This window comes from Limibacillus sp. (genome assembly GCA_037379885.1).
GTDB lineage: Bacteria > Pseudomonadota > Alphaproteobacteria > Kiloniellales > CECT-8803 > JARRJC01.
In genome coordinates this window covers 41,723-63,754 of record JARRJC010000006.1, presented here as the reverse complement: position 1 = coordinate 63,754, position 22,032 = coordinate 41,723, and the positions used below count along the sequence as shown (strand labels likewise).

Genomic DNA, 22,032 nt, shown 5'->3' with positions numbered 1-22,032 from the left:
GCTCCCTTCCTTTTTGTCGGGGCCTAGCCGATGATCGGCAGTTCCGGCGGCGCGCGGCGGCTCAGGAGTTCCGGGCCGCCTTCGCGGATCACCAGGTTCTCCTCATGCACCATCACCTTGCCGGGCGCAAAAGCGTACCCCGGCTCAAGCGTCATCACCATACCGGGTTTCAGTTCCGTTTCGTCCCAGGCGGTGTTGGAGGGCCACTCGGTCAACTGCATGCCGAGGCCATGGCCGAAGCGCCCGACTTCTCCGCCCGCGCCCAACTCCGGCGGCGCGGCCTTGGCCATGACGGCCTGCATGGCCTCGAAAAGGTCGCGGCAGCTATTGCCCGGCTGCGCGGCGGCCAGCCCCGCCTCCGTTGCCTCATAGGTGACGCGGTAGGCCTCCTGAACCGCCGGATCCGCGTGCCCGAAGGCATAGTTGCGGTCGAAATCGCAGAAGTAGCCGTCGTAGAGCGCGCCGGTGTCGAGGATCAACACGTCGCCGGCGCCGACCGCGCGCTCGGACGGGGGAGAGATGATGTCCCCGTATCCTCCCCGCCCCGCGCCGCCTACCAGATAGGAGACATCGTCGACACCCGCCGCAAGACAGGCGCGCTTGAAGGCGCGGAAGATCTCGGCCTCGGTCATGCCAAGGGCGACGATCTCGGCAAGCCCCTCGAACACGCCGGAAACGAGACCGCAGACATGGGCGATCTTGGCGATCTCCGCCTCCGACTTGACCATGCGCAGCGCGGAGAGCAGTGAACCGCTGTCCTCGAACCGGATCCCCGGCAGCGCGGCCTTCAGTTTCTCATAGTCGTTGAGCGGCATGCGCAGATGGGTCTCGGGCCCCATGGGAAGGCCGACCGTGCAGCCCGTCCCCAGCTGCTCCCTCAGCGCCTCGGCCAGCAGGGATACCCCCTCGTCCGCCGGGTTGGGAGAGGCCCAGGTGCGGATGTCCTCGATCCAGGTCCGGCCCATGCATTCTGCCCCGATCGTCGGGATCACAGCCACGGGTTTTCCAGAACTTGGGATTATTAAAAACCAAGGCCGTGTAGGGCTTTGCCAGAACTGTGTAAGGTAACCTGTGAAGTAACGAACTTCCGGTTCGGTGGTCAGCAGCAGGGCCCCCAAGCCCTGCTCCGCCATCTTCGCCTGGGCCGCCTCGCAGCGCGCCTGGAACTCAGTCTCAGGAAAGCCGCGCGGTGGGGGTTGGCTAACCATCGCCCGGGTCCATGCCGACCAGGCCGCGATAGATATCGGCGTCGGTGGCGCCTTCGCAGCCGAACAGCAGCACGCGGCTGTCGGAGGTTAGCTCAATGGCCTTGCGCAGATCGGGATGGCGCGCGGCCCCCAGCAGCCCGATCAAGCCCGGCACGGCGGACTCACCGGCGACGATGGGTCCCGCACCCAGGTCCTGCTTGGCGAGCAGGCGCATGGCCGGGGCCACCTCCTCCTCCCCGATGGTGACGAAGTGACCGGCTCCGCGCTTCAGGACCTCCCAGGCCAGCAGCGACACCTCCCCGCAGGAAAGGCCTGCCATCAGGGTCTCCTCCTCGATCGCGACCGCCATGGGCTTGTCCTGGCGCGCACTCTCCAGGCAGCAGGCGGCACGGACTGGCTCGACGATCACGATGGTCGGCAGCTTGTCGCCCAGCTTCTGCCAAAGGCGGGCCGTGACAGCCGCGGCGAGACCGCCGACGCCAGCCTGAATAAAGACGTGACTGGGCGGCTCGTCGCCCATCTTCTCCAGGACCTCCGTCACCATCACGCTGTAGCCCGCCATGACGAAGCGCGGCAGGTCCATGTAACCCTCGTAGGAGGTGTCGGAGACCACGTACCAGCCATTCGCCTCAGCCTCCTCCGCGCAGATGCGCAGGGAATCGTCGTAGTCGCCGTCGATGCGGATCACCTCGGCGCCCAGCGCCTCCATGGCCTCCTGACGGCCCTGGCTGACATGGGCATGGATGTAGATGCGGCAGTTGCAGCCCGCGATCTTCGCACCCCAGGCGACCGAGCGGCCATGGTTGCCGTCCGTGGCGGTGACCACGGTCAGTCGCTTCAGCGCTTCGGCGTGCTCACCCGCCCGGATCGCCTTCAGCGAAGGGGGCGGACCCAACTCGGGCTTCAGGAAGCGCGCGGCCAGTTGCAGGACGGCGTAGGCGCCGCCCAACGCCTTGAAGCTGCCCAGCCCCAGACGCCCGCCCTCGTCCTTATAGAAGACCCCGCCCAGTCCCAGCGCCTCCGCCAGCACCGGCAGCGGACGCAGCGGCGTGGGGGCGTATTCCGGCCAGGCGGTGATCTCGCTCCAGGCCTGCTCGGCCATGTCGAGCGAAAGCACGCCATCGAGCTCTTCCGGGTAAGGCCCCGGCACGACGGTGCGGGCAATGTGGTCACGGATGATATCTGGCCTGTCCAAGGCCGCGTCGAACTGCATCAAGACCCCCAATCTGCTGATGGTCGGCAGTCTAGCGGCCCGAAAGGCGGCTTGGGAAGGAAAGCGCGGTCAGTAGTGGGTCCAGCCCGCCTTCTCCAGGGGCACTTCGGCGCCCTCCCCGTCCAACAGCGTGACCCGCGGCGCGGCGTCGAGCACGCGGCCGATCTCGACGATGGGCAGGCCGCATTCGCGCGCGCAGGCGGCAACTCTGTCCCGCTCGGACAGCGGCGCGGTGAAGAGCAGTTCGTAGTCGTCGCCGCCGGAGAGCAGCGCTGCCAGCAGGGAGGGATCGCGCTCCAACGCATGGCGGGCGGGCGCGGAGAGCGGCACCTTCTCGACCTCGATCTCCAGCGCCACGCCGGAGACCTCGGCGATGTGCCCGGCATCGGCGGCCAGCCCGTCCGAAACATCCAGACAGGCGCTCGCCAGGCCGGGCAGCTTTTCGCCAAGCTGCGTACGCGGCTGTGGCAAGCGGTAGCGCTCGGCGAGGAAGGCGGTTTCAGCCTCGCTTGCGCCCAAGTCCCCGCCGGTCAGGACCTTGAGGCCCAAAGCCGCGTCCCCGATCGTGCCGGTGACGAAGAGGCCCTCGCCCGGCCGCGCGCCGCCCCGTGTCAGGGCCCGACCCGCCGGAACCCGGCCCACCGCCGTAAGGGAGAGCGATAAGGGCCCCTCTATCGAGGTGCTGTCGCCCCCGAAGAGCAGGCAGCCGTAGGTCTCCTGATCTTCCTTCAGCCCCGCGGCGAAGTCCTCCAGCCAGCGCTCGCCCAGCGATTTCGGGCGGGCGAGGCTCAAGAGATAGCCGAGCGGGCGCGCGCCCATGGCCGCCAGATCGGAAAGATTGACGCGCAGCAGCTTGCGCGCCACCAGATCGGGAGGATCGCTGGCCAGGAAGTGGACGCCCTCGGTCATGGTGTCGAGGGTCAGGACGGCCTCCTCCCCAGGCTCAAGGCCCAGGGTGGCGGCGTCGTTCTTCAGCCCGAAGCTGCCGGGGCGCCCGCCGGTCAGCGGCGCGAAAAGGCGGTCGATGGTTTCGAACTCGCCCGCCATGGAAGCGGCTCAGCCTTTGCCCGGCGTTCCCGCCGCGCCGAGCTCCTCGTCGCGCAGGCTCTGTGCGAGGCGGTCCAGCACGCCGTTCACGAAGGCCGGCTGCTTGTCCTCATAGAAGGCGTGGGCGACCTCCAGATACTCGTTGATCACCACGCGGGCCGGGATGTCGGGACGCTGCCAGAGCTCGAAGGCCCCGCAGCGCAGGATGAGACGGATCAGGCTCTCCAGCCGGTTGAGCGGCCAGCCCTGCACCAGCGCGGGCGTAATGACCTGATCGAGCTCCTCCCCGTCCTCCGCCACGCCGGTCACGAGGGCGCGGAAGAAGTCCCGGTCCAAGCCTTCCAGGCTGAGGCCGTCGATGGCCTCGGCAAGCCGGTGGTCGAGGAACTCGCGCACGACCCTTGCCGGCTCTCCGCCATTCACTTCGATCTGGTAGAGCGCCTGGACCGCCGCGAGGCGCGCCAGTCTGCGGGCGCCGCCTTGGGAGCCCTGACCCGTGCCCTTGGTTTCCTGCTGGCTCATGCGTCCTCTTCTTCCAGAAGCGGGCCGACGTAGCGTTCGGCCAGTTCGATCATGCGCAAGCAGGCCTTGGCGACGTCGCCGCCCTTGTTCTTGCGGTCGCGCCGTGCGCGCTCCCAGGCCTGCTCGTCGTTCTCGCAGGTGAGGATGCCGTACCCGATGGGCAGCGCCCGGTCGGTCGCGAGGTCCATCAGCTTGCGCGCGCTTTCGACGCAGACGTAGTCGTAGTGGGTGGTCTCGCCCCTGATGACGCAGCCGAGCGCCAGATAGCCGTCATACTGACCGCCGATGTCAGCCAGGGAGATGGCCGCCGGGATCTCGAAAGCGCCCGGCACCGCAAGGCGCTCATAGGTCGCCCCCGCTGCCTCAAGCGCCTCTATCGCGCCGGCCGAGAGTTCGTCGGCGATCTCTTCGTAAAAACGCGCCTCGACGATGAGCACGTGGACCATCTCGTTAACTCCTTCAAAGAGCCTTTACTTCCGCCGCCGATTTCAAGTGATCGGGCGCTGGTCCACGATGGAAAGGCCGTAACCCTCCAGCCCCACGACGGTCTTCTTGCTGTTGGATAGCAGGATCATGTTGCGAACGCCAAGGTCGATCAGAATCTGGGCGCCGACGCCGTAGTCGCGCAGCTCCTGGCTGCCCACCGGCGGCTCGCCCTGGCGCGCCCGCAGGCGGTCGGAAAGGCTCGTCGCCATCGGCTCGCGGATCAGGACCAGCACGCCGCGCTCCTGCTCTCCCAAAATCTCAAGGGCGCGGCGCAGTTCATCGGCGCGGCCGCTGGAGGCGTCAGCCAGCACGTCGTCCAGGACCGAGAGCGCGTGCATGCGCACCAGCACCGGCTCCTCGCCCGTGATGTCGCCCTTCCAGAGCGCCACGTGTTCGGCGTAGGCGATCTTGTTGATGTAGACCGCCATGTTGAACTCGCCGCCGTGCTCGGAGACGAAGGTGCTCTCGACGGAGCGCTCGACCAGACGGTCGTTGCGGCGGCGGTAGGCGATCAGGTCGGCGATGGTGGCGATCTTGAGCCCATGCTGCTGGGCGAAGGCGATGAGATCGTCGCGCCGGGCCATGGTGCCGTCGTCGTTCATGATCTCGCAGATCACGCCGGAGGGATTGAGGCCGGCGAGCCGGGCCAGATCGACCGCCGCTTCGGTATGACCGGCGCGCACCAGAACGCCGCCCTCACGCGCCATCAGGGGGAACACGTGGCCGGGCGTGGTGATGTCGTCGGCGCTGCTCTGCGGGTCGATGGCGACCGAGATGGTCCGCGCGCGGTCGGGCGCGGAGATGCCTGTGGTGATACCTTCCTTGGCCTCGATGGAGAGGGTGAAGGCGGTGGAATGGCGGTTCTCGTGGCGCCGCTCCATCAGCTTCAGGCCCAGCTCTTCGACGCGGTCGTGGGTCAGCGCCAGGCAGATCAGCCCGCGCCCGAACTTGGCCATGAAGTTGATCGCCTCGGGCGTGGCCATCTGCGCGGGGATCACCAAGTCCCCCTCGTTCTCCCGGTCCTCGTCATCGACCAGGATGAACATGCGGCCGTTGCGCGCCTCCTCGATCACCTCCTCGATCGGCGAGACGATCTCGCGGAAGGTGACGCGCCAGGCGTCGTCGAGGCTGGGATCGGCGGTACTGCTGCTCATCTTCGTCTCCTCAGGACCCCTCGCCGGAGGTGCGTTGTCCGGAAAGGCGGTCAAGGTAGCGCGCCAGCAGGTCTATTTCCAGGTTGACCCGGTCGCCCGCGCCGGTCGTGCCGAAGGTGGTCACCTCAGCCGTGTGCGGGATGATGTTCACCCCAAAGACCGCGCTGCCATCGGCCTCGTCCGACACTTCGTTGACGGTCAGCGACACGCCGTTGAGACAGACCGAACCCTTGGGGGCGATGAAGCGCGCAAGGGCCGCCGGCGCGCGAAAGGAAAAACGCCAGGAGTCTCCTTCGCGCGCCTTCTCGGTGACCTCGGCGACCCCGTCCACATGGCCGGTCACCAGATGCCCGCCGAGCTCCTCGCCCAGCGCCAAGGCGCGTTCCAGGTTGACGGGCGCGCCCTCGGACCAATCCCCAAGGGTCGTCTTCGACAGACTTTCAGCGGACACATCGACGGAGAAGCAGCCCTCTGCCTTCTCCACCACCGTCAGGCAACAGCCGTTGCACGCGATGGACGCGCCGATCGCGACCTGATCCAGCGGATAGGCCGTTTCGATCTGAAAGCGCGTGTCGCCGCGCCGTTCGACGCTGCGGACCTTGCCGAGGTCGGTGATGATTCCGGTGAACATGGCTGAAGACCTAGGTCTTTCGTGAATATCTTTCCAGCAGGTCTTCGCCCACATGGCGCACGAAATCAAGGCGGAAGCGCGGCGCCTCCTTGAGCGAGCCCAGCGAAAGGCCGCCGAGACCGGGGCGCCCTTCGGCCCCGATGACCTTGGCCGCACGGAACCAGTAGAGCCGGTCCACGAGGTCGGCGCGCATCAGGCTGGCCGCCATCTGTCCGCCGCCTTCGACCAGAACGCGGGTGATCCCGCGCCCGGCCAGCAGCTTCATTGCGGCGGTAACGTCGATCATGCCGCGCGCTGAACTCTCCAGTGTCTCCACCTCAATTCCAGAATCAAGATAAGCCCGCAAGCGTCTGCTATCTTGTCCTTTTCTTGTGATAAGAAGCGTCGGTCTCTTGCTCGCCGAGGCAACGAGATCGTGGGTAAGCGGCAGCGAGAGCGAGCCGTCCATGACGACCCGCAGCGGCGTCCGCTGCTCCAATCCCGGCAGACGGCAATCGAGCCGCGGGTTGTCCGACCGAGCGGTGCCGCCCCCCACCATCACGGCGTCGTGGGTGGCGCGCAGTCTGTGCCCGGCGGCCCGGGCCAGCTCGCCGGTGATCCAGCGGCTCTCCCCGCTGTCGGTCGCGATGCGGCCATCCAACGTCGTGGCCAGCTTGAGCGAAACCAGAGGCCGTCCGTCCCGCCGGTGCAGCAGGTACCCCTCGTTCAGGCGGGCCGCCTCCTCGGTCATGAGCCCGGTCACCACTTCGATCCCGGCGTCGCGCAGCTTGGCGGCCCCGCCGCCCTTGACGCGGGGGTCGGGGTCCTCAAGCGCGATGAAGCAGCGCGCGACCTGCGCACGGATCAGCGCCTCGGCGCAGGGCGGGGTTTCGCCTTGGTGGGAACAGGGCTCCAGCGTGACGTAGACGTTGGCGCCGCGCGCCTCCTCGCCCGCTTCCTCCAGGGCGACGGCCTCCGCGTGCGGACGGCCGCCGGGCTGGGTCCAGCCGCGGCCGAGGATGCGCCCGCCCTTTGCGATGACGCAGCCGACCGCCGGGTTCGGGGCCACCTGCCCCAGCCCCCGCCGGGCCAGCGCCAGCGCGGCGCGCATGAAGGCAAGGTCGTCCGGCCCCCCCGTCATGCGGCAGTACCGGTCATGGCTCTACTCCGGATCGACGGTGAGCTTACCGACGAACTCCTCGAAGTCGCGGGCCTCGTGGAAGTTTCTGTAGACCGAGGCGAAGCGGACGTAAGCGACCTGGTCCAACTGGGACAGCGCATCCATGACGAGCTGCCCGATGGTCTTGGTCTCGATCTCGGTCTCGCCGGAGGTCTCAAGACGCCGCTGGATGGAATTGGCGACACGCTCCACCCGGTCCAGTTCGACCGGGCGCTTCTGGAGCGCGATGCGCATGGACCGCAGCAGCTTTTCCCGGTCGAAGGGCTCGCGCTTGCCGGAGCCCTTGACCACGGTCAATTCGCGCAACTGCACCCGTTCGAAGGTTGTGAAGCGGGCGCCGCAGTCGGCGCACTGGCGGCGGCGGCGGATGGTCGAGTGGTCTTCGGTGGGACGCGAATCCTTCACCTGCGTGTCGTCGTTGCCGCAGAAAGGACACCGCATGTCAAAAACCCTCCCCCTCTAGACTACCGGTCGTGGATCGGCTCCGCCGCCGATTCGTTCTACCTTCTTACCTCAGATCGCAAGATCTTGGTAGATGGGGAAACGATCACACAAGGCCTTGACCTCCTTGCGGACTTCCTGCTCGACGGCCGAGTTGTCTTCCCGGTTGGCCGCGAGGCCGTCCAGAACCCGCGTGATCAGCTCCCCGACCAGGCGGAACTCCGCCTTGCCGAAGCCGCGCGTCGTGGCCGCCGGAGTGCCCAGGCGGATGCCCGAGGTCACCATCGGCTTTTCCGGATCGAAGGGCACGCCGTTCTTGTTGCAGGTGATGCAGGCGCGATCGAGGCTCTTCTCCGAGATGTCGCCGGTCAGCCCCTTGGGCCGCAGGTCGACCAGCATCAGGTGCGTGTCGGTGCCGCCGGTGACGATGTCGAAGCCGCCGTCCAGCATGGCGCTCGCCAGTTCCTTGGCGTTGTCCACCACCTGTTGGGAGTAGGCCTTGAACTCCGGCTTCAGGCATTCGCCAAGGCCCGCCGCCTTACCGGCGATGACGTGCATCAGCGGGCCGCCCTGCAGCCCGGGGAAGGCCGCCGAGTTGATCTTCTTGCCCAGGTCTTCGTCCATGGACAGGACCATGCCGCCGCGCCCGCAGCGCAGGGTCTTGTGGGTGGTGGTGGTGACCACGTGGGCGTGGGGCAGCGGGCTCGGGTGCAGCCCTGCTGCGACCAGACCCGCGAAGTGGGCCATATCGACGTGCAGGTAAGCGCCGACCGAATCGGCGATCTCCCGGAAGCGCTGGAAGTCCAGGATGCGCGGATAGGCCGAGCCGCCCGCGATGATCATCTTGGGCTGGTGCTGCTTGGCGAGCGCGGCCAGCTCGTCATAGTCGATCAGGCCGGTTTCCTTGCTGACGCCGTACTGGACGGCGTTGAACCACTTGCCGGAGAGGTTCGGCGGCGCGCCGTGAGTCAGGTGCCCGCCCGCGGAGAGAGACAGGCCCATGATGGTGTCGCCGGGCTTCAGCAACGCCAGGGTCACGCACTGGTTCGCCTGCGCGCCGGAGTGCGGCTGCACGTTGACGAAGTTGCAGTTGAAGAGCTTCTTGGCGCGGTCGATGGCCAGCTGCTCGGCGATATCGACGTACTCGCAGCCGCCGTAGTAGCGCCGCCCGGGATAGCCCTCGGCATACTTGTTGGTCAGGACCGAGCCCTGGGCCTCCAGCACCGCGCGGGAGACGATGTTCTCCGAGGCGATCAGCTCGATGTTGTCCTGCTGGCGGCCGAGTTCGTGGCGAATGGCGTCGGCCAACTCCGGGTCGGTCTCCGTCAGATGGGCGGAGAAGAATCCCTGATGGTGCGTTGCGTCGGGCATGGTCCTGAGATCCTCAAAAGAAAACGAACGGGGTCATTCGGGGGTGGGGCGGCTTTCCGGCCTGCCCCTTGGGTCTAACGTCGTCAAGCGCCCAGCTTGTCCACCCGGCGCTGATGGCGGCCGCCCTCGAAGGGGGTCTCCAGGAAGGCGTCCAGGCATTGAACGGCGGTTTCCGGGCCGATCAGGCGCGCGCCCAGGGCGATCACGTTGGCGTCGTTGTGCTGGCGCGACAGCCGGGCGCTGGTCACGTCGGAACAGAGCGCGGCGCGCACCGCCGGGTTGCGGTTGGCGGCGATGGAAATGCCGATGCCGGTGCCGCAGACCAGAACGCCGCGCGGCGCCTTGCCGGCGGCGACGGCCTCTGCCAGGGCGATCCCGAAGTCGGGATAGTCCACCGATTCGGTCCCCTCCGTACCCAGGTCTTCGACCTGAAAGCCCTTGGCGCGAAGATGCGCGGCCAGATGCTGCTTCATCTCGTAGCCGGCGTGGTCGGATGCGATGAGTATTGTCTCGGCGCTCATGGCGGTCGGGAGCCTCTTCTCGGGTGACGGGTCGGCTGTCTGGTTTCGGGTCAAACTATCATGCGGCCCGGCGCAGGCAAAGGAGCCACAGCGCAAGGCCGAAAGCCGCTTTGCAAGCGGCGAATATGCGCCTAACAGCGCCCCCAGCGAAGCTCAAGAGGCGCTTTGTCGCAAGCCCTCGACTGCGCCGCCGCCATGACTATGATGTGGGACAAGCAAGCAATCGATGGAAAGACCCGCCGGGAGAACGTGACATGAGCCCAGCCGAGCCTGCATTGAAGGCCGACAACGCCGCAAAACCCACATCCGGTAAGCCGCAGTTCCAGTGGGACGACCCACTGAACCTGGAGGGCCGCCTCAGCGAAGAGGAGCGGATGATCCGCGATGCGGCCCACGCCTACTGCCAGGAAAAGCTGCTGCCGCGCGTGCTGAGCGCCAACCGCGAGGAGCGCTTCGACCGGGAGATCATGACCGAGATGGGCGAGCTCGGCTTCCTCGGCCCGACGCTGCCGGAGGAATACGGCTGCGCGGGCGTGAACCATGTGGCCTACGGGCTCATCGCGCGGGAGGTGGAACGGGTCGACAGCGGTTACCGCTCCGCCATGTCGGTGCAGTCCAGCCTGGTCATGCATCCGATCCACGCCTATGGCTCGGAAGAACAGCGCCAGAAGTACCTGCCGCGCCTTGCGAGCGGCGAGCTCGTCGGCTGCTTCGGTCTGACGGAACCGGACGCAGGCTCGGACCCCGGCGGCATGAAGACGCGCGCCAAGAAGGTCGATGGCGGCTACAGCCTGTCGGGCGCCAAGATGTGGATCACCAATTCCCCCATCGCCGACGTCTGCGTCGTCTGGGCCAAGACCGAGCCGGACGACACGATCCGCGGCTTCATCCTGGAGCGCGGGATGGAGGGGCTCTCGACCCCGAAGATCGAGGGCAAGTTCTCCCTGCGGGCCTCGGTCACCGGCGAGATCGTGATGGACGGCGTGTTCGTTCCGGAAGAGAAGCTGCTGCCCAACGTCTCCGGCCTGAAGGGTCCCTTCGGCTGCCTCAACAAGGCGCGTTTCGGTATCGCCTGGGGCGCCTTGGGCGCGGCGGAGTTCTGCTGGCACGCGGCGCGCAGCTACACCCTCGACCGCAAGCAGTTCGGGCGGCCCCTGGCGCAGACCCAGCTGGTACAGAAGAAACTCTCCGACATGATGACTGAAATCACGCTCGGCCTGCACACCACGCTTCAGGTGGGCCGCCTGCTCGACGAGGGACAGGCGACGCCGGAGATGATCTCCCTGGTCAAGCGCAACTCCTGCGGCAAGGCGCTCGACATCGCCCGCACGGCGCGTGACATGCACGGCGGCAACGGCGTTTCCGATGAGTATCACGTGATCCGCCACGTCATGAACCTGGAGGCCGTCAACACCTACGAGGGCACCCACGACGTACACGCCCTGATCCTCGGACGGGCGCAGACGGGCCTCAACGCCTTTTTCTAGAGGCGGATCACAGCTCGTAGGGAAAGCTGTCGGGTGTCGGCCCGACCTTCTGCGCCAATAGGGAGACACAGAGGTAGCTGCGGCCAAGGGCCTGTTGCGGGTCTTCCCCCGCGACGATCAGACAGGGCCTTGTGTAAAGGCATTGCAGCACGGTTACTCCCATGCTCTCGGGGAAGAGCGCGCGAAAGCCGTTGGCCGAGAACCGCCAGTAGTCGTGCGGCGCGCCGTGCAATGCGAAGCTCTGATGGGAACTGACGTAGATCAGGCCCCCTTGCTTGGTGACCTTCGCCATCTCATGGGCCGCCAGCCAGGGGTACTTGATGTGCTCGAAGGTTGAGAGCGCCAGCGTCGCATCGAAGCTCTCCGGCTCAACAGCTTTGCTGAGGCTATGGGCGTCAGCCACGATGTCCACGCCCTCGCCCGCCTCCTGATCGACTCCCACGTAGCGCACGGCCTTCGGGAAGACGGCATCCCGGCGCAACAAGGGTTGCCCTTCCTGACAGCGTGTACCCAACTCGAGAATCGACAGCCCGTCGCGGTTGGTCAGGCGGCGAACGAGGGCCAGCCAGGCATGATCCAGATCTTCCGTCCGCGGATTCGGCTTTGGAGCGAGAACAGGCGCGAGCCAAGCGGCAGCGCGACGGCGCAGGTCGCTTATCTTGTAGGGGCCGCTCACTGGATCGGATGGGGGTCGAGAAGCTCGCCGATGATGGCGCGCAGTTCCGGCTCGTCGTAGAGGCGGCAGTTGACCTCTCGCATCGGCTGGTTTTCAGGCTTCAGGGACTCGCTAACAAGCAGGTCCAGTTTGCTTGGATTGAGGCCGCTGTCGGAAAGATCAATCTCCAGCCCCACCTCCCGCAGGAAGCGGTCGTAGCCGGCGGCCAGCGCCGCCACATCGCTCAGGCCCAGGGCGCGCGCCACCGCGAGGTGGCGCTCGGGCGCGGCCTCGGCGTTGCTTTTGAGCGCGGCGCGCAGCGCCAGCCCGACGGCGCGTCCGTGATGCACGCCGCCGAGGGCGCCCAGGGCATGGCCGATGCCGTGCGCGATGGCGCAGCCGGTCTCGTCGATCGCGACGCCCGCCAGATAGGCGGCGCGTTGCAGGGCGGCGCGGGCCGTCAGGTCGCCCGGGTCCTCCAATACCTTGGGGAGTTCTTCTCTGACCAGGGCGATGGCCGCCAAGGCGGGACCGTCGCTCTTGGCGTTGGCTTTCCGGTTGGTGGCCGATTCGATGGCATGGACCATGGCGTCCACCGCCGTGGCGACCGTGAGACCGCGCGGCAGCCCGACGGTGAGCTGCGGGTCGAGCAGCACAAGCTTCGCGCGCAAGCCCTCTCCCCAGGTCCAGACCTTGGACCCGTCGCTCAAGGTGTAGACCGCCGTGCGGGTCGCCTCGGAGCCGGTGCCGGAGGTGGTGGGAATGCAGGCGAGCGGCAGGGCCTCCCTGGGTTCCTTGGCCATGAGGGAATAGGCGGCCGCGTTCGCGCCTTCCGCCAGTCCAGCGGCGGCGACCTTCGCCACGTCCAGCGCCGAGCCGCCGCCCAGCCCGACCACGCCGGCCACCTGCGCGGCGCGCCCGGCCTCCATGGCGGCGTCGATCTGGGCTTCCTTGGGATCGCTGGTGAAGTCGCAGAAGGTGACGGGCAGCAGGCCCGCGGCGCTCAGCGCCGCCTGCGCCTGCCCAACGAAGCCCAGCGGCTTCAGCCCCGGGTCGGCGACCAGCAGCACCGAAGAGCCGGGTGGAACGAAGGCCGTAAGGGCCACCCCCAACTGGGCCAGGCAGCCCGCGCCTTCCACAACCTTGCTCGCGGTCGCCGCTACGATCTCGTCGCTCATGCTCGGCCATCCCCCTGAAATCTTGGCCCGGCCGTTATCGGCCCCCTTGGCTGATGAGCTAAGCGTAGCTCCGAGAGGCGGGTCAATCGAAACCCGCAAAAAACCGGACGCACCGCGTCTTGTCTTTGATGTGGAACATCGACTTGAAGGCCGCTTTTGCTCGATGATCCAAGAGCGCGCTTTTTCGCAGGTCACAGAGCTGGAGACGTCTGATGCTCAATTTCCTGGCCTTGTTGCTGGTCTGCCAGTTGGCTGGCGAGGTTCTCCAAAAGCTGAGCGGTCTGCCCCTTCCCGGCCCGGTCATCGGCATGGTCCTGCTTTTCGTGGGCCTGGTTCTGCACGGGGACATACCGGAGGACCTTGGAAAGATCACCAAGGGCCTGCTGGACCATCTGGCCCTCCTGTTCGTTCCCGCCGGCGTCGGGGTCGTGGTGCACCTTTCCCTGATCAAGGACGAGTGGCTGCCCATCACCCTGGCCCTCGTCGTCTCCACCGTGGTGACGATCGCCGTGACGTCCCTGCTGCTGTCCTGGCTGCTGCGGCTCACGGGCAAGGGTCCGCGTGGCCAGGAAAGCAAGGAGTGACGGCAATGGAAGAGCCGCTTTTCTTCGAGCTTTGGGTCTATCTCTCCGAAGAGCCGCTTCTGGGCCTGACCGTCACGCTCCTGGCCTACCTCGCCGGTGACTGGGCCCACCGCAGGTCGGGGCTGAGCCCGATCGTGAACCCGGTGCTCATCGCCGTGCTGCTGCTGGTCGGTTTGCTCTGGGTGACCGGCACCGAATACGCCAAGTACTTCGACGGCGCCCAGTTCGTGCACTTTCTCCTCGGTCCCGCGACCGTGGCGCTCGCGGTGCCGCTCTACCGCAACGTCAAGCGTCTGAAGGAGGCCGCCCTGCCCCTGGGTGTGGCGCTGATCCTGGGGTCCTTGACCGCCAGCCTGACGGCGGTGGGGGCCGCTTGGCTTCTGGGCGCCACGCGCGAAACCCTGCTCTCCATCGCGCCCAAGTCGGTCACCACGCCGGTCGCCATGGGCGTGGCGGAGCAGATCGGGGGCCTGCCGTCCCTGACCGCCGTCCTGGTGATCCTGACCGGCATCATCGGCGCGACGCTCGGGACCTGGACCCTCAATCTCCTGCGCATCAAGGACTGGCGCGCACGCGGCTTTGCCGTGGGAATCGCCTCCCACGGCATCGGCACGGCGCGTGCATTTCAATTGAACGAGGTGGCGGGCGCGTTCGCCAGCTTGGCCCTGGGCCTCAACGGCCTGGCGACCGCGATCCTGGTGCCCTTGATCTTCAGGCTGCTGTAGAGACCTGCTTGGGCAGGGCCATCACGCCCTGGGTGCCGTCGGAGGCCCAGAAGCGCTGCAAGCGGAAGAGGCCTTCGTGCGCCTGCTCGATGGCGTCCACTGCCCGCGGGTCGCGGCTCAGAAGATCGGCCTGCTGCTGGAACAGGGCGGCGAGGCGTTCGGAAATCTCCAGGCCCTTCTCCGTCGCGCGGACATAGATGGAGCGGCGGTCATGCGGGCAGCGGCGCTGCTCCAGATAGCCGTTCTCCACCAGCTTGCGCACGTTGTAGGAAACGTTGGAGCCCTGGTAGTAGCCGCGCTGCATGAGTTCACCGACGCTCAGTTCGGAATCGCCCAGGTTGAAGAGGATCAAGGCCTGAACGTTGTTGAGGTCGCGGACATTGCCACGCTCAAGCTCGGCCTTGACGACCTCGAGCGCAAGACGGTGCAGGCGCTCGATCAACGAGATTGTCTCTACATAGGTTTTGTTCACGTCCCGTCCTCTTTCATCAGGTCCAGGTTCTGATTAGCGCTGCATCAGCGCGACTTGCGATAAATTTTAGGCACCCCCTCTTAACGGCGGCTTAACAGCGCGGATTTTTCCCGCGGACCGGGGCGGATCCCGCTGGATCCCCCTGCAAATCCCTGATTCTGCTATGCTTGCCGGGAGGCTACGACTGCGGGAGAAAGCCATGAAGATCGACGGCGGATGCCACTGTGGCGCCATAAGCTACGAAGCGGAAATCGATCCGGAGAAGGTCGGGATCTGCAACTGCCAGGACTGTCAGCAGCTCTCGGCTTCGGCGTTCAGGACCATCGTCCTGGTGGAGAGCGAGAACTTCCATATCCTGAGCGGAAGGCCGAAGGTCTACGTGAAGACCGCCGACAGTGGGAACGAACGAGAGCAGACCTTCTGCGAGACCTGCGGCTCGGCGCTCTACTCCACCTCCGTCGGAGAGGATCCGAAGATCTACAGCATCCGGGTCGGCACGGCGCGCCAGCGCGCCGAGATGACGCCCAGGTTCCAGATCTGGACGCGCTCCGCCCTGCCCTGGCTCAAGGACATCGCGGGCATCCCGGCAAAGGAAAAGCAGTAGCTACTTCTCGCCCTGGATCAACTTGATGATGGCGGAATAGTCGAGACCGGCATTGCCCGCGTTGCAGAAGATCGTGTAGAGCGCCGCGGCCTCGGCCCCCAAGGGCGTTGCCGCCCCGGCCTGCGCGGCGGCCTGCTGGGAAAGCCGCAGGTCCTTCAACATCATGCCGGCCGCAAAGCCCGGCTTGTAATCGCGGTTGGCCGCCGCCGTCTCCACGATTCCAGGCAGCGGAAGATGGTTCAACATCGCCCAGCAAGACCCTGATGATTTTGAAGAAATAGCAAACAGTTTCTCCGGGTCGAGACCCAGGGACTGACCAAGATTGAAGGCCTCGGAGATGCCCAGCATGGTGATGCCGAGGATCATGTTGTTGCAGACCTTGGCGACCTGGCCGTTGCCGGCCCCGCCCGCGTGCACCACCGCCTTGCCCATGATGTCGAGCAGCGGTTCGGCGCGCTTGAAGGCCTCCTCGCTGCCGCCGACCATGAAGGTCAGGGCGCCCGCTTCCGCGCCCGCAACCCCGCCGGAGACCGGCGCATCGACCATGGCGTGGCCCGCCGCCTCCGCCGCTTCGTGCGCCGCCCTGGCCGAGGCGACGTCGATGGTCGAGGAATCGATCAGGAGGCACCCCGGTTCAGCGGCCTCGATAACGCCGCCTTCGCCCATGTAGACCTCACGCACATGCTGGCCGGCCGGCAGCATCGTGATGACCGCCTCGGCGCCTGCGACCGCCTCCGCGGCGGAAGCGGCCGCCGATACGCCCTTCTCGCCCGCGGCCTCCAAGTTGTCCGCCATGACGTCGAAGCCCGCGACCTGATGGCCCGCCTTGACGAGGTTCGCGGCCATGGGCCCGCCCATGTTGCCGAGTCCGATGAAAGCAATGCGCATGGCGATCTCCTCCGCTCGTCTTTTGGATTTGTTTCAGGTCTCAGCCTAGAAGGTGAGGTCGCCCTCTCCAAGCGGTTCGAAGCAGGCCGCGACCTTCGCAGGGTCGACCTGCTCGATGCTGGCGGGATTCCACTTGGGCGCGTGGTCCTTCTCCACCAGCACGGCCCGGATGCCCTCATAGAAATCGCCGCCCGCCATCAGGGCCTGACTGACCCGGAACTCCATGGTCATGCAATCGTCGAAACTGAGTTCGGCGCCGCGGTGAATAAGCTCGAAGGCCAGCACCACGGAGAAGGGCGAGCGCTTGCGCAGCGTCTCCAGAGTGGCCGCCGCCCAGGGCGTGCCTTCTTTCTCCAGGCCCTCAAGGATCTCCCCAACCGAGGGCGCGGCGAAGATCCGGTCGATGGCCGCGCTGTTCTCCGCCAGCGGCGGGCGGCCCGGCTCGACCTCCAGGGCGTTCAGAACCTCGGTCACCTTGGAGTCCGCATGGCCGGAAAGGTCGGCCGAGGCGAGAGCCTCCAGCACCTCGGCCTTGTCGCGTTCGCCGACATGGTGATTGGCCACCCCCACCAGACAGCAGTCGGCCGCCTTCAGGCGGTCACCGGTCATTGCCAGATAGAGCCCCGTCTTGCCCGGAAAGCGCGGCAGGAAATAGGACCCGCCCACATCGGGGAAGAAGCCGATGGCCGTCTCCGGCATGGCGAACAGGGTGCGCGATCCAGCGACCCGGTGGCTGCAATGGATGGAAACGCCGACGCCGCCGCCCATGGTGATGCCGTCGATCAAGGCGACGATCGGCTTGGAAAAGTGGTGCAGGTCGTGGTTGAGGCTGTACTCTTCCCAGAAGAAGTCCCTGGTGAGAGAATCGCCGTCCTTGCCCGCCTGCCAGACGGCGCGTACGTCCCCGCCCGCGCAATAGGACTTCTCGCCCGCGCCCTGGATGGCCACGGCGGCGACGGAGTCGTCTTCGGCCCACGCGTGCAGGACCTTGTCCATCTCTTCGATCATCGTGAGGGTCAGGGCATTGAGCGCCTTGGGGCGGTTCAGCGTGATCACGCCGAGCGCACCGCGACGCTCCAGAAGGATTTCGGGTTCTTGGCCGTCGGTGTCAGTCATGGAGGGGCTTCGCCTTTTTGTCTTCGGGAGAGCGGTTCAGTCTTCGCTCAAGAGCTTCCGCGCGATGATCAGGCGCATGATCTCGTTCGTGCCTTCCAGGATCTGGTGGACCCGGACATCGCGCAGATAGCGCTCGATTGGATATTCCTTGATGTAGCCGTAGCCGCCATGAAGCTGCAAGGCCTCGTTGCAGACCTTGAAGCCGATGTCGGTGGCGAAGCGCTTGGCCATGGCGCAAAGCTTGGTGGCCTCCGGCGCGCCCGCGTCCAGGGCCGAGGCCGCGCGGTAAAGCAACAGCCGGGCGGCTTCCAGCTCGGTGGCCATGTCGGCGAGCTTGAACTGCAAGGCCTGGAACTCCGCCAGGGCCTTGCCGAACTGCTTGCGCTCCTTGACGTAGGCGAGCGCGGCGTCGAGACAGGCGCCCGCTGCGCCCAGGGAACAGGCGCCGATGTTCACGCGACCGCCGTCCAGCCCCATCATGGCGATCTTGAAGCCGTCCCCCTCGGACCCGAGTCGGTGACTTTGGGGAACCAAAGCGTCTTCGAAGATGACCTGGCGGGTCGGCTGACTGTTCCAGCCGAGCTTCTTCTCTTTCTTCCCGAAGCTGAGGCCCTCGGTGCCCTTCTCCACCACCAGGGTCGAGATGCCCTTCGGTCCCTCCCCGCCCGTGCGGCACATGACCAGGTAGATGTCGCTCGACCCGCCGCCGGAGATGAAGGCCTTCTGGCCGTTGAGCCGGTAACTCTCTCCGTCCGCTTCGGCGCGGGTGCGCAGTGAAGCGGCGTCGGAGCCCGACCCCGGTTCGGTCAGGCAATAACTGGCGAAGTGCTCCATGGACGTCAGCTTGGGAAGAAAGCGCTCGCGCTGCTCGTCGTTCCCGAAACGGTCGATCATCCAGGCGGCCATGTTGTGGATCGAGATGTAGGCGGCGGTTGATGGACAGGCTCTTGCTAGCTGCTCGAAAATGATGGCGGCGTCCAGACGCTTTAGACCCGACCCGCCCACGTCATCCCGGACGTAGATTCCGGCGAATCCCAACTCTGCGGCGCGACGAAGTGTTGCAACCGGAAAGATTTCCTCTTCATCCCAACGCGCGGCCTCTGCTAGCATCTCATTGTATGCGAAGTCGCGGGCCATCTCCTGAAAAGCGCGCTGTTCTTCGTTGAAGGTGAAGTCCATGGAAAGGTGCCCTCCTGCCGCGTTCCACCGCCCTACAAGGTGATCGATTGATAAACTGCGCAGATGTGCTGTCAATCGCTCGCGGCTAAAGCAGTGCCTGACCTGAAAAAAATTGTAACCGCAAAGGGTTAGTGATACAATTATGTGTTGCATCACAGGGGTTGAAAACGCGAAAAAGTTTCTCTTTTGCGCGTTGCAACGGGGAGGTAACTGAATGGCCGATAAATTCGATGCCGCAATCGGCAAGCGGCTGCGGCAGCTTCGCACGGAGCGCGGCCTAACGCAGACGCAGCTTGGTGATATGCTGGAGGTCAGCTTTCAGCAAATACAGAAGTATGAGAAAGGGACCAACCGGATCGGCAGTGGCCGTCTCTGGGTCATCAGCCGGCTTTTGAATGCCCCGATCACCTATTTCTTCGAAGAGTTGGAAGAGGTAAGCAACACTGCCGAGCCGGAACCGGTCGGCGATGGCCGCCTGTCCCGCGATTCCGTTCAACTTGCACGGGCTCTGAACGAACTGGCCGACAGCGATGTAAAGAGCCAAGTGGCGAAGCTGATCAAAGCGATCGCCAAGTCCGAACACGGCTGACAGCAAGTTTTTCCCGTCTCTCTAGAGGCAATCGGCGCTTGACAGGCCCGGTCGCCTGACCCTTTACTTTTTGTCGCGCCGATTTGAACCACAGCTTGCGGGCGCGTTATAAGTACGGCTAAAGCGAGGGCTCTCGCTCCTATACTTCAGGAGCCGCAGGAAAACCGCCCCAACGCTTTGGTCGTGGCGGTTTTTTTATGGCCCGAAGTGAGAAGGAGCCGACCCATGACCGACCCGACCCATGACTGCGACAGCCAGTCCTTCCCTCCCCGGTGTTCCGCCGGAGCGCAGCAGAGCGCACGGCGAGCCTCTCGGTATGAAGTCCAGCGTTCTGTGACCAGCCTCACAGAACACCCGAGGCTCTTCCGACTATAAGGCCGCCTTCAGTCGCCCGCTGGCCCAGCGATGGCGGACGGCGGATAGGCACCTCAAAAGGGAAAGTCGGAAAATGGTTCAAGAAGTCTCATCCGTGGAAGCACCCAAGGCCGCACAGGCAGGATTGTCCGTCGGACTCGCCGTGCATTGTTCCGGGGGGCGCGCCGCCCACTGGTCGTCCCTGAAGTCCGCTTTGACAGCCAACTGGATCCTGCTGACGCCCGAGCTCTACAACTGCGGGGCGCGGGGCGCATGGGACGGCTACGGACCCTACAGCCTGGACCGGGAAGCCGATCTGATCGTCGCGCTCCTGGATCAGGAATCGCAGCCGGTGCATCTGGTCGGTCACTCCTTCGGCGGCAGTGTCGCCCTGCAGGCCGCGCTCAGGCGCAAGGAGAAGGTCGCGAGCCTGACGCTCTACGAGCCCACCGTCTTCCAACTGCTCGCCCATGGCGGGCACGAGGGACGCTCGGCCCATGCCGAGATCGGCGAGTTCGCCTGGGCCTTCGAGGGCCGCATCGCCGAAGGCGACTATCATGGCGGCGCGGAGATCTTCGTCGACTACTGGAACGGCAGCGGCGCCTGGAAGCGTCTGCCGCTGGAGACACGCCGCTCCCTGGCGCTTTGGGCGTCCAAGGGGCCGCTGGACTTCAGGGCGATCTTCTCCTGCAAGACCGGCCCCGAGGAATTGGCCGGCCTGCCGATGGAAACGCTGGTGATCCAGGGCGGACGCAGCCCGAAGCCCGCGCAGGTCGCCTCGAAGCTGCTGACCCGCTTCCTGCCCCATGGGCGTCTGCATCGCGTGGTGAAGGCAGGTCACATGGGCCCGCTCAGCCATGGAGAGGAAGTCGCCAGGACCATGGCGCAGCAGATGCAGCGCCAAGAGGTCAAACGCAAACACGGCAAGAAGACCGGCCGGGAGGACCTTCCGGCGAGACAAGGTCAAAGACCCATTCATGCCGCCGCTTGAGGCCGCAACCTCTGCCGGCGGAACCCTGAACCAACTGAAGACAGACTGTTGAATAGGAGGACCAAAGAGATGACAGACACGACGAAAAACCCGGAAACCCTCGTACTCCACGAAGGCTACCGCGCGGACCCGGCGACCGGATCGGTCGCCGTGCCGATCTACCAGACCACGTCCTATCAGTTCGATCATGCGGAGCATGCCGCGAACCTCTTCGCGCTGAAGGAGCTGGGCAACATCTACACGCGCATCATGAACCCGACGGTAGACGTGCTCGAAAAGCGCCTTGCCGCGCTGGAGGGTGGCGTTGCGGCTCTCGGCGTCTCCTCCGGACAGGCGGCCACCGCCATCGCGGTCCAGAACATCGCCAAGGCGGGGGACAACATCGTCTCCTCCACCGATCTTTACGGCGGCACCTGGAACCTCTTCGCCAACACCCTGTCGCAGCAGGGCATCGAGGTGCGTTTCGTGGATCCGGCGGATCCGGAGGGCTTCCGCAAGGCGACGGACGAGAAGACCCGCGCCTACTACGCCGAGACCCTGCCGAACCCGAAGCTGAACGTCTTCCCCATCGCGGAAGTGGCGGCCATCGGCAAGGAGCTTGGCGTGCCCTTGATCATGGACAACACGGCCTGCCCCATTCTCTGCAAGCCGATCGAGCACGGCGCGTCGATCGTCGTCTACTCGACCACGAAGTACATTGGGGGCCACGGCACCTCGATCGGCGGCGTGATCGTCGACAGCGGCGCCTTCGACTGGGAGGCGAACGCCGAGCGCTTCCCGCTCCTGAACCAGCCGGACCCCAGCTACCACGGCGCGGTCTGGACCGAGGCGGTGAAGCCGCTGGGGCCGATCGCCTACATCATCAAGGCGCGCGTGACCCTGCAGCGCGACCTGGGCGCGGCCATGAGCCCCTTCAACGCCTTCCAGTTCCTGCAAGGGCTTGAGACCCTGCCGCTGCGCATCCGGGAGCACTGCCGCAACGCCGCGGCGGTGGCGGAGTTCCTGGCGGGGCACGAGGAGGTGTCCCGCGTGATCTTCGCCGGCGCCCATGAAGACGCCGAGCAGAAGCGCCGGGCCGAAACCTATCTGAAGGGCGGCTTCGGGGGCCTGGTCGGCTTCGAGCTGAAGGGCGGCGCGGAGGCCGGGCAGCGCTTCATCAACGCGCTGGAACTCTTCTATCACGTGGCCAACATCGGCGACGCGCGTTCGCTCGCCATCCACCCGGCGACCACGACGCACTCCCAGCTGACGCCGGAAGAACAGGCGCAGAGCGGCGTGACGCCCGGCTACGTCCGCCTGTCGGTCGGCATCGAGCACATCGACGACATCCTGGCCGATCTGAAGCAGGCCCTGGATGCCGCCGGCCGCGCCACCCAGGCGGCCTGAGGCACTCCCAGACCCCAGCCACGAGGGAGCCGCGGTTCAGCGCCGCGGCTCCCTTTTTTTGTGCCCCGCCC

General features: G+C 66.0%; 24 protein-coding genes. 7 read left to right on the top strand and 17 right to left on the bottom strand.

The genetic code is table 11. The annotated features are described in order from the left end of the window. Nucleotides 1–23: 23 nt before the first annotated feature. The 11 genes from P8X75_03500 to rpiB form a co-directional block, all read right to left on the bottom strand. Nucleotides 24–1,208 (bottom strand): Xaa-Pro peptidase family protein, encoded by a 1,185-nt coding sequence (locus tag P8X75_03500; protein ID MEJ1994267.1) that lies wholly within the window; start codon nt 1,206–1,208, stop codon nt 24–26. Next, on the bottom strand, nt 1,201–2,421 hold the full coding sequence (locus tag P8X75_03495; GenBank protein MEJ1994266.1) for a diaminopropionate ammonia-lyase: 1,221 nt from the start codon (nt 2,419–2,421) through the stop codon (nt 1,201–1,203). Before P8X75_03495 ends, P8X75_03500 begins: the two co-directional genes overlap by 8 nt. A gap of 69 nt (nt 2,422–2,490) precedes the next feature. Then, nucleotides 2,491–3,468: a thiamine-phosphate kinase gene (gene thiL / locus P8X75_03490; GenBank protein ID MEJ1994265.1), complete on the bottom strand. Its 978-nt coding sequence runs from the start codon at nt 3,466–3,468 to the stop codon at nt 2,491–2,493. Nucleotides 3,469–3,477: 9 nt separating this feature from the next. Beyond that, nucleotides 3,478–3,990, bottom strand: coding sequence for a transcription antitermination factor NusB (nusB, locus tag P8X75_03485; GenBank protein MEJ1994264.1), 513 nt, complete (start codon nt 3,988–3,990; stop codon nt 3,478–3,480). Continuing rightward, complete coding sequence (locus tag P8X75_03480) at nt 3,987–4,436, bottom strand: 6,7-dimethyl-8-ribityllumazine synthase (protein MEJ1994263.1); 450 nt, start codon at nt 4,434–4,436, stop codon at nt 3,987–3,989. The genes nusB and P8X75_03480 overlap by 4 nt, the downstream gene beginning before the upstream one ends. Before the next feature lie 42 nt (nt 4,437–4,478). After that, entirely contained in the window at nt 4,479–5,630 is a 1,152-nt protein-coding gene (gene ribB / locus P8X75_03475) for a 3,4-dihydroxy-2-butanone-4-phosphate synthase (protein ID MEJ1994262.1), read from the bottom strand. A gap of 10 nt (nt 5,631–5,640) precedes the next feature. Further along, nucleotides 5,641–6,261, bottom strand: a complete 621-nt coding sequence (locus tag P8X75_03470) for a riboflavin synthase (protein MEJ1994261.1) — start codon at nt 6,259–6,261, stop codon at nt 5,641–5,643. Nucleotides 6,262–6,271: 10 nt separating this feature from the next. Then, nucleotides 6,272–7,381, bottom strand: coding sequence for a bifunctional diaminohydroxyphosphoribosylaminopyrimidine deaminase/5-amino-6-(5-phosphoribosylamino)uracil reductase RibD (gene ribD / locus P8X75_03465; GenBank protein ID MEJ1994260.1), 1,110 nt, complete (start codon nt 7,379–7,381; stop codon nt 6,272–6,274). Nucleotides 7,382–7,402: 21 nt separating this feature from the next. Beyond that, nucleotides 7,403–7,861, bottom strand: a complete 459-nt coding sequence (nrdR, locus tag P8X75_03460; protein MEJ1994259.1) for a transcriptional regulator NrdR — start codon at nt 7,859–7,861, stop codon at nt 7,403–7,405. Nucleotides 7,862–7,933: 72 nt separating this feature from the next. Continuing rightward, the gene (gene glyA, locus P8X75_03455; protein MEJ1994258.1) at nt 7,934–9,232 is read right to left on the bottom strand and encodes a serine hydroxymethyltransferase; all 1,299 of its coding nucleotides are present in this window, start codon (nt 9,230–9,232) and stop codon (nt 7,934–7,936) included. An 83-nt stretch (nt 9,233–9,315) separates the two neighbouring features. Next, nucleotides 9,316–9,753, bottom strand: a complete 438-nt coding sequence (gene rpiB / locus P8X75_03450) for a ribose 5-phosphate isomerase B (GenBank protein ID MEJ1994257.1) — start codon at nt 9,751–9,753, stop codon at nt 9,316–9,318. Nucleotides 9,754–10,007: 254 nt separating this feature from the next. On the opposite strand from rpiB, the gene P8X75_03445 reads away from it, so the two are divergent. Beyond that, nucleotides 10,008–11,240 carry an acyl-CoA dehydrogenase gene (locus P8X75_03445; GenBank protein ID MEJ1994256.1) on the top strand — a complete coding sequence of 411 codons (1,233 nt, stop codon included), beginning with the start codon at nt 10,008–10,010 and terminating at the stop codon, nt 11,238–11,240. 7 nt (nt 11,241–11,247) lie between these two features. Here P8X75_03445 and P8X75_03440 read toward each other — a convergent pair whose 3' ends face one another. Further along, nucleotides 11,248–11,724 carry a methyltransferase domain-containing protein gene (locus P8X75_03440; protein ID MEJ1994255.1) on the bottom strand — a complete coding sequence of 159 codons (477 nt, stop codon included), beginning with the start codon at nt 11,722–11,724 and terminating at the stop codon, nt 11,248–11,250. Between the two features lie 188 nt (nt 11,725–11,912). Then, entirely contained in the window at nt 11,913–13,073 is a 1,161-nt protein-coding gene (locus tag P8X75_03435; GenBank protein ID MEJ1994254.1) for an iron-containing alcohol dehydrogenase, read from the bottom strand. 212 nt (nt 13,074–13,285) lie between these two features. Here P8X75_03435 and P8X75_03430 point away from each other — a divergent pair, with 212 nt between their 5' ends. Next, nucleotides 13,286–13,657: a CidA/LrgA family protein gene (locus P8X75_03430; GenBank protein ID MEJ1994253.1), complete on the top strand. Its 372-nt coding sequence runs from the start codon at nt 13,286–13,288 to the stop codon at nt 13,655–13,657. 5 nt (nt 13,658–13,662) lie between these two features. Continuing rightward, nucleotides 13,663–14,382, top strand: a complete 720-nt coding sequence (locus P8X75_03425) for an LrgB family protein (GenBank protein MEJ1994252.1) — start codon at nt 13,663–13,665, stop codon at nt 14,380–14,382. On the opposite strand, the gene P8X75_03420 is transcribed toward P8X75_03425, so the two are convergent. Next, nucleotides 14,369–14,854, bottom strand: coding sequence for a MarR family transcriptional regulator (locus P8X75_03420; GenBank protein ID MEJ1994251.1), 486 nt, complete (start codon nt 14,852–14,854; stop codon nt 14,369–14,371). The two genes, P8X75_03425 and P8X75_03420, sit on opposite strands and share 14 nt — an antisense overlap. Nucleotides 14,855–15,053: 199 nt before the next feature. Here P8X75_03420 and P8X75_03415 point away from each other — a divergent pair, with 199 nt between their 5' ends. Beyond that, nucleotides 15,054–15,458, top strand: a complete 405-nt coding sequence (locus P8X75_03415) for a GFA family protein (protein ID MEJ1994250.1) — start codon at nt 15,054–15,056, stop codon at nt 15,456–15,458. Here the strand turns inward: P8X75_03415 and mmsB are convergent, their stop codons facing one another. The 3 genes from mmsB to P8X75_03400 are packed head-to-tail and all read right to left on the bottom strand — an operon-like array spanning nt 15,459 to nt 18,641. Beyond that, nucleotides 15,459–16,352 carry a 3-hydroxyisobutyrate dehydrogenase gene (mmsB, locus tag P8X75_03410; GenBank protein MEJ1994249.1) on the bottom strand — a complete coding sequence of 298 codons (894 nt, stop codon included), beginning with the start codon at nt 16,350–16,352 and terminating at the stop codon, nt 15,459–15,461. A 39-nt stretch (nt 16,353–16,391) separates the two neighbouring features. Then, nucleotides 16,392–17,462: an enoyl-CoA hydratase/isomerase family protein gene (locus P8X75_03405; protein MEJ1994248.1), complete on the bottom strand. Its 1,071-nt coding sequence runs from the start codon at nt 17,460–17,462 to the stop codon at nt 16,392–16,394. Between the two features lie 36 nt (nt 17,463–17,498). Beyond that, entirely contained in the window at nt 17,499–18,641 is a 1,143-nt protein-coding gene (locus P8X75_03400; protein MEJ1994247.1) for an isobutyryl-CoA dehydrogenase, read from the bottom strand. 214 nt (nt 18,642–18,855) lie between these two features. Between P8X75_03400 and P8X75_03395 the strand changes: the two genes are divergently transcribed. From P8X75_03395 to P8X75_03385, 3 genes are all read left to right on the top strand, one after another. After that, nucleotides 18,856–19,230, top strand: coding sequence for a helix-turn-helix transcriptional regulator (locus tag P8X75_03395; protein ID MEJ1994246.1), 375 nt, complete (start codon nt 18,856–18,858; stop codon nt 19,228–19,230). Between the two features lie 448 nt (nt 19,231–19,678). Continuing rightward, on the top strand, nt 19,679–20,575 hold the full coding sequence (locus P8X75_03390; protein MEJ1994245.1) for an alpha/beta hydrolase: 897 nt from the start codon (nt 19,679–19,681) through the stop codon (nt 20,573–20,575). Nucleotides 20,576–20,644: 69 nt separating this feature from the next. Further along, complete coding sequence (locus tag P8X75_03385; GenBank protein MEJ1994244.1) at nt 20,645–21,961, top strand: PLP-dependent transferase; 1,317 nt, start codon at nt 20,645–20,647, stop codon at nt 21,959–21,961. Nucleotides 21,962–22,032 lie beyond the last annotated feature (71 nt).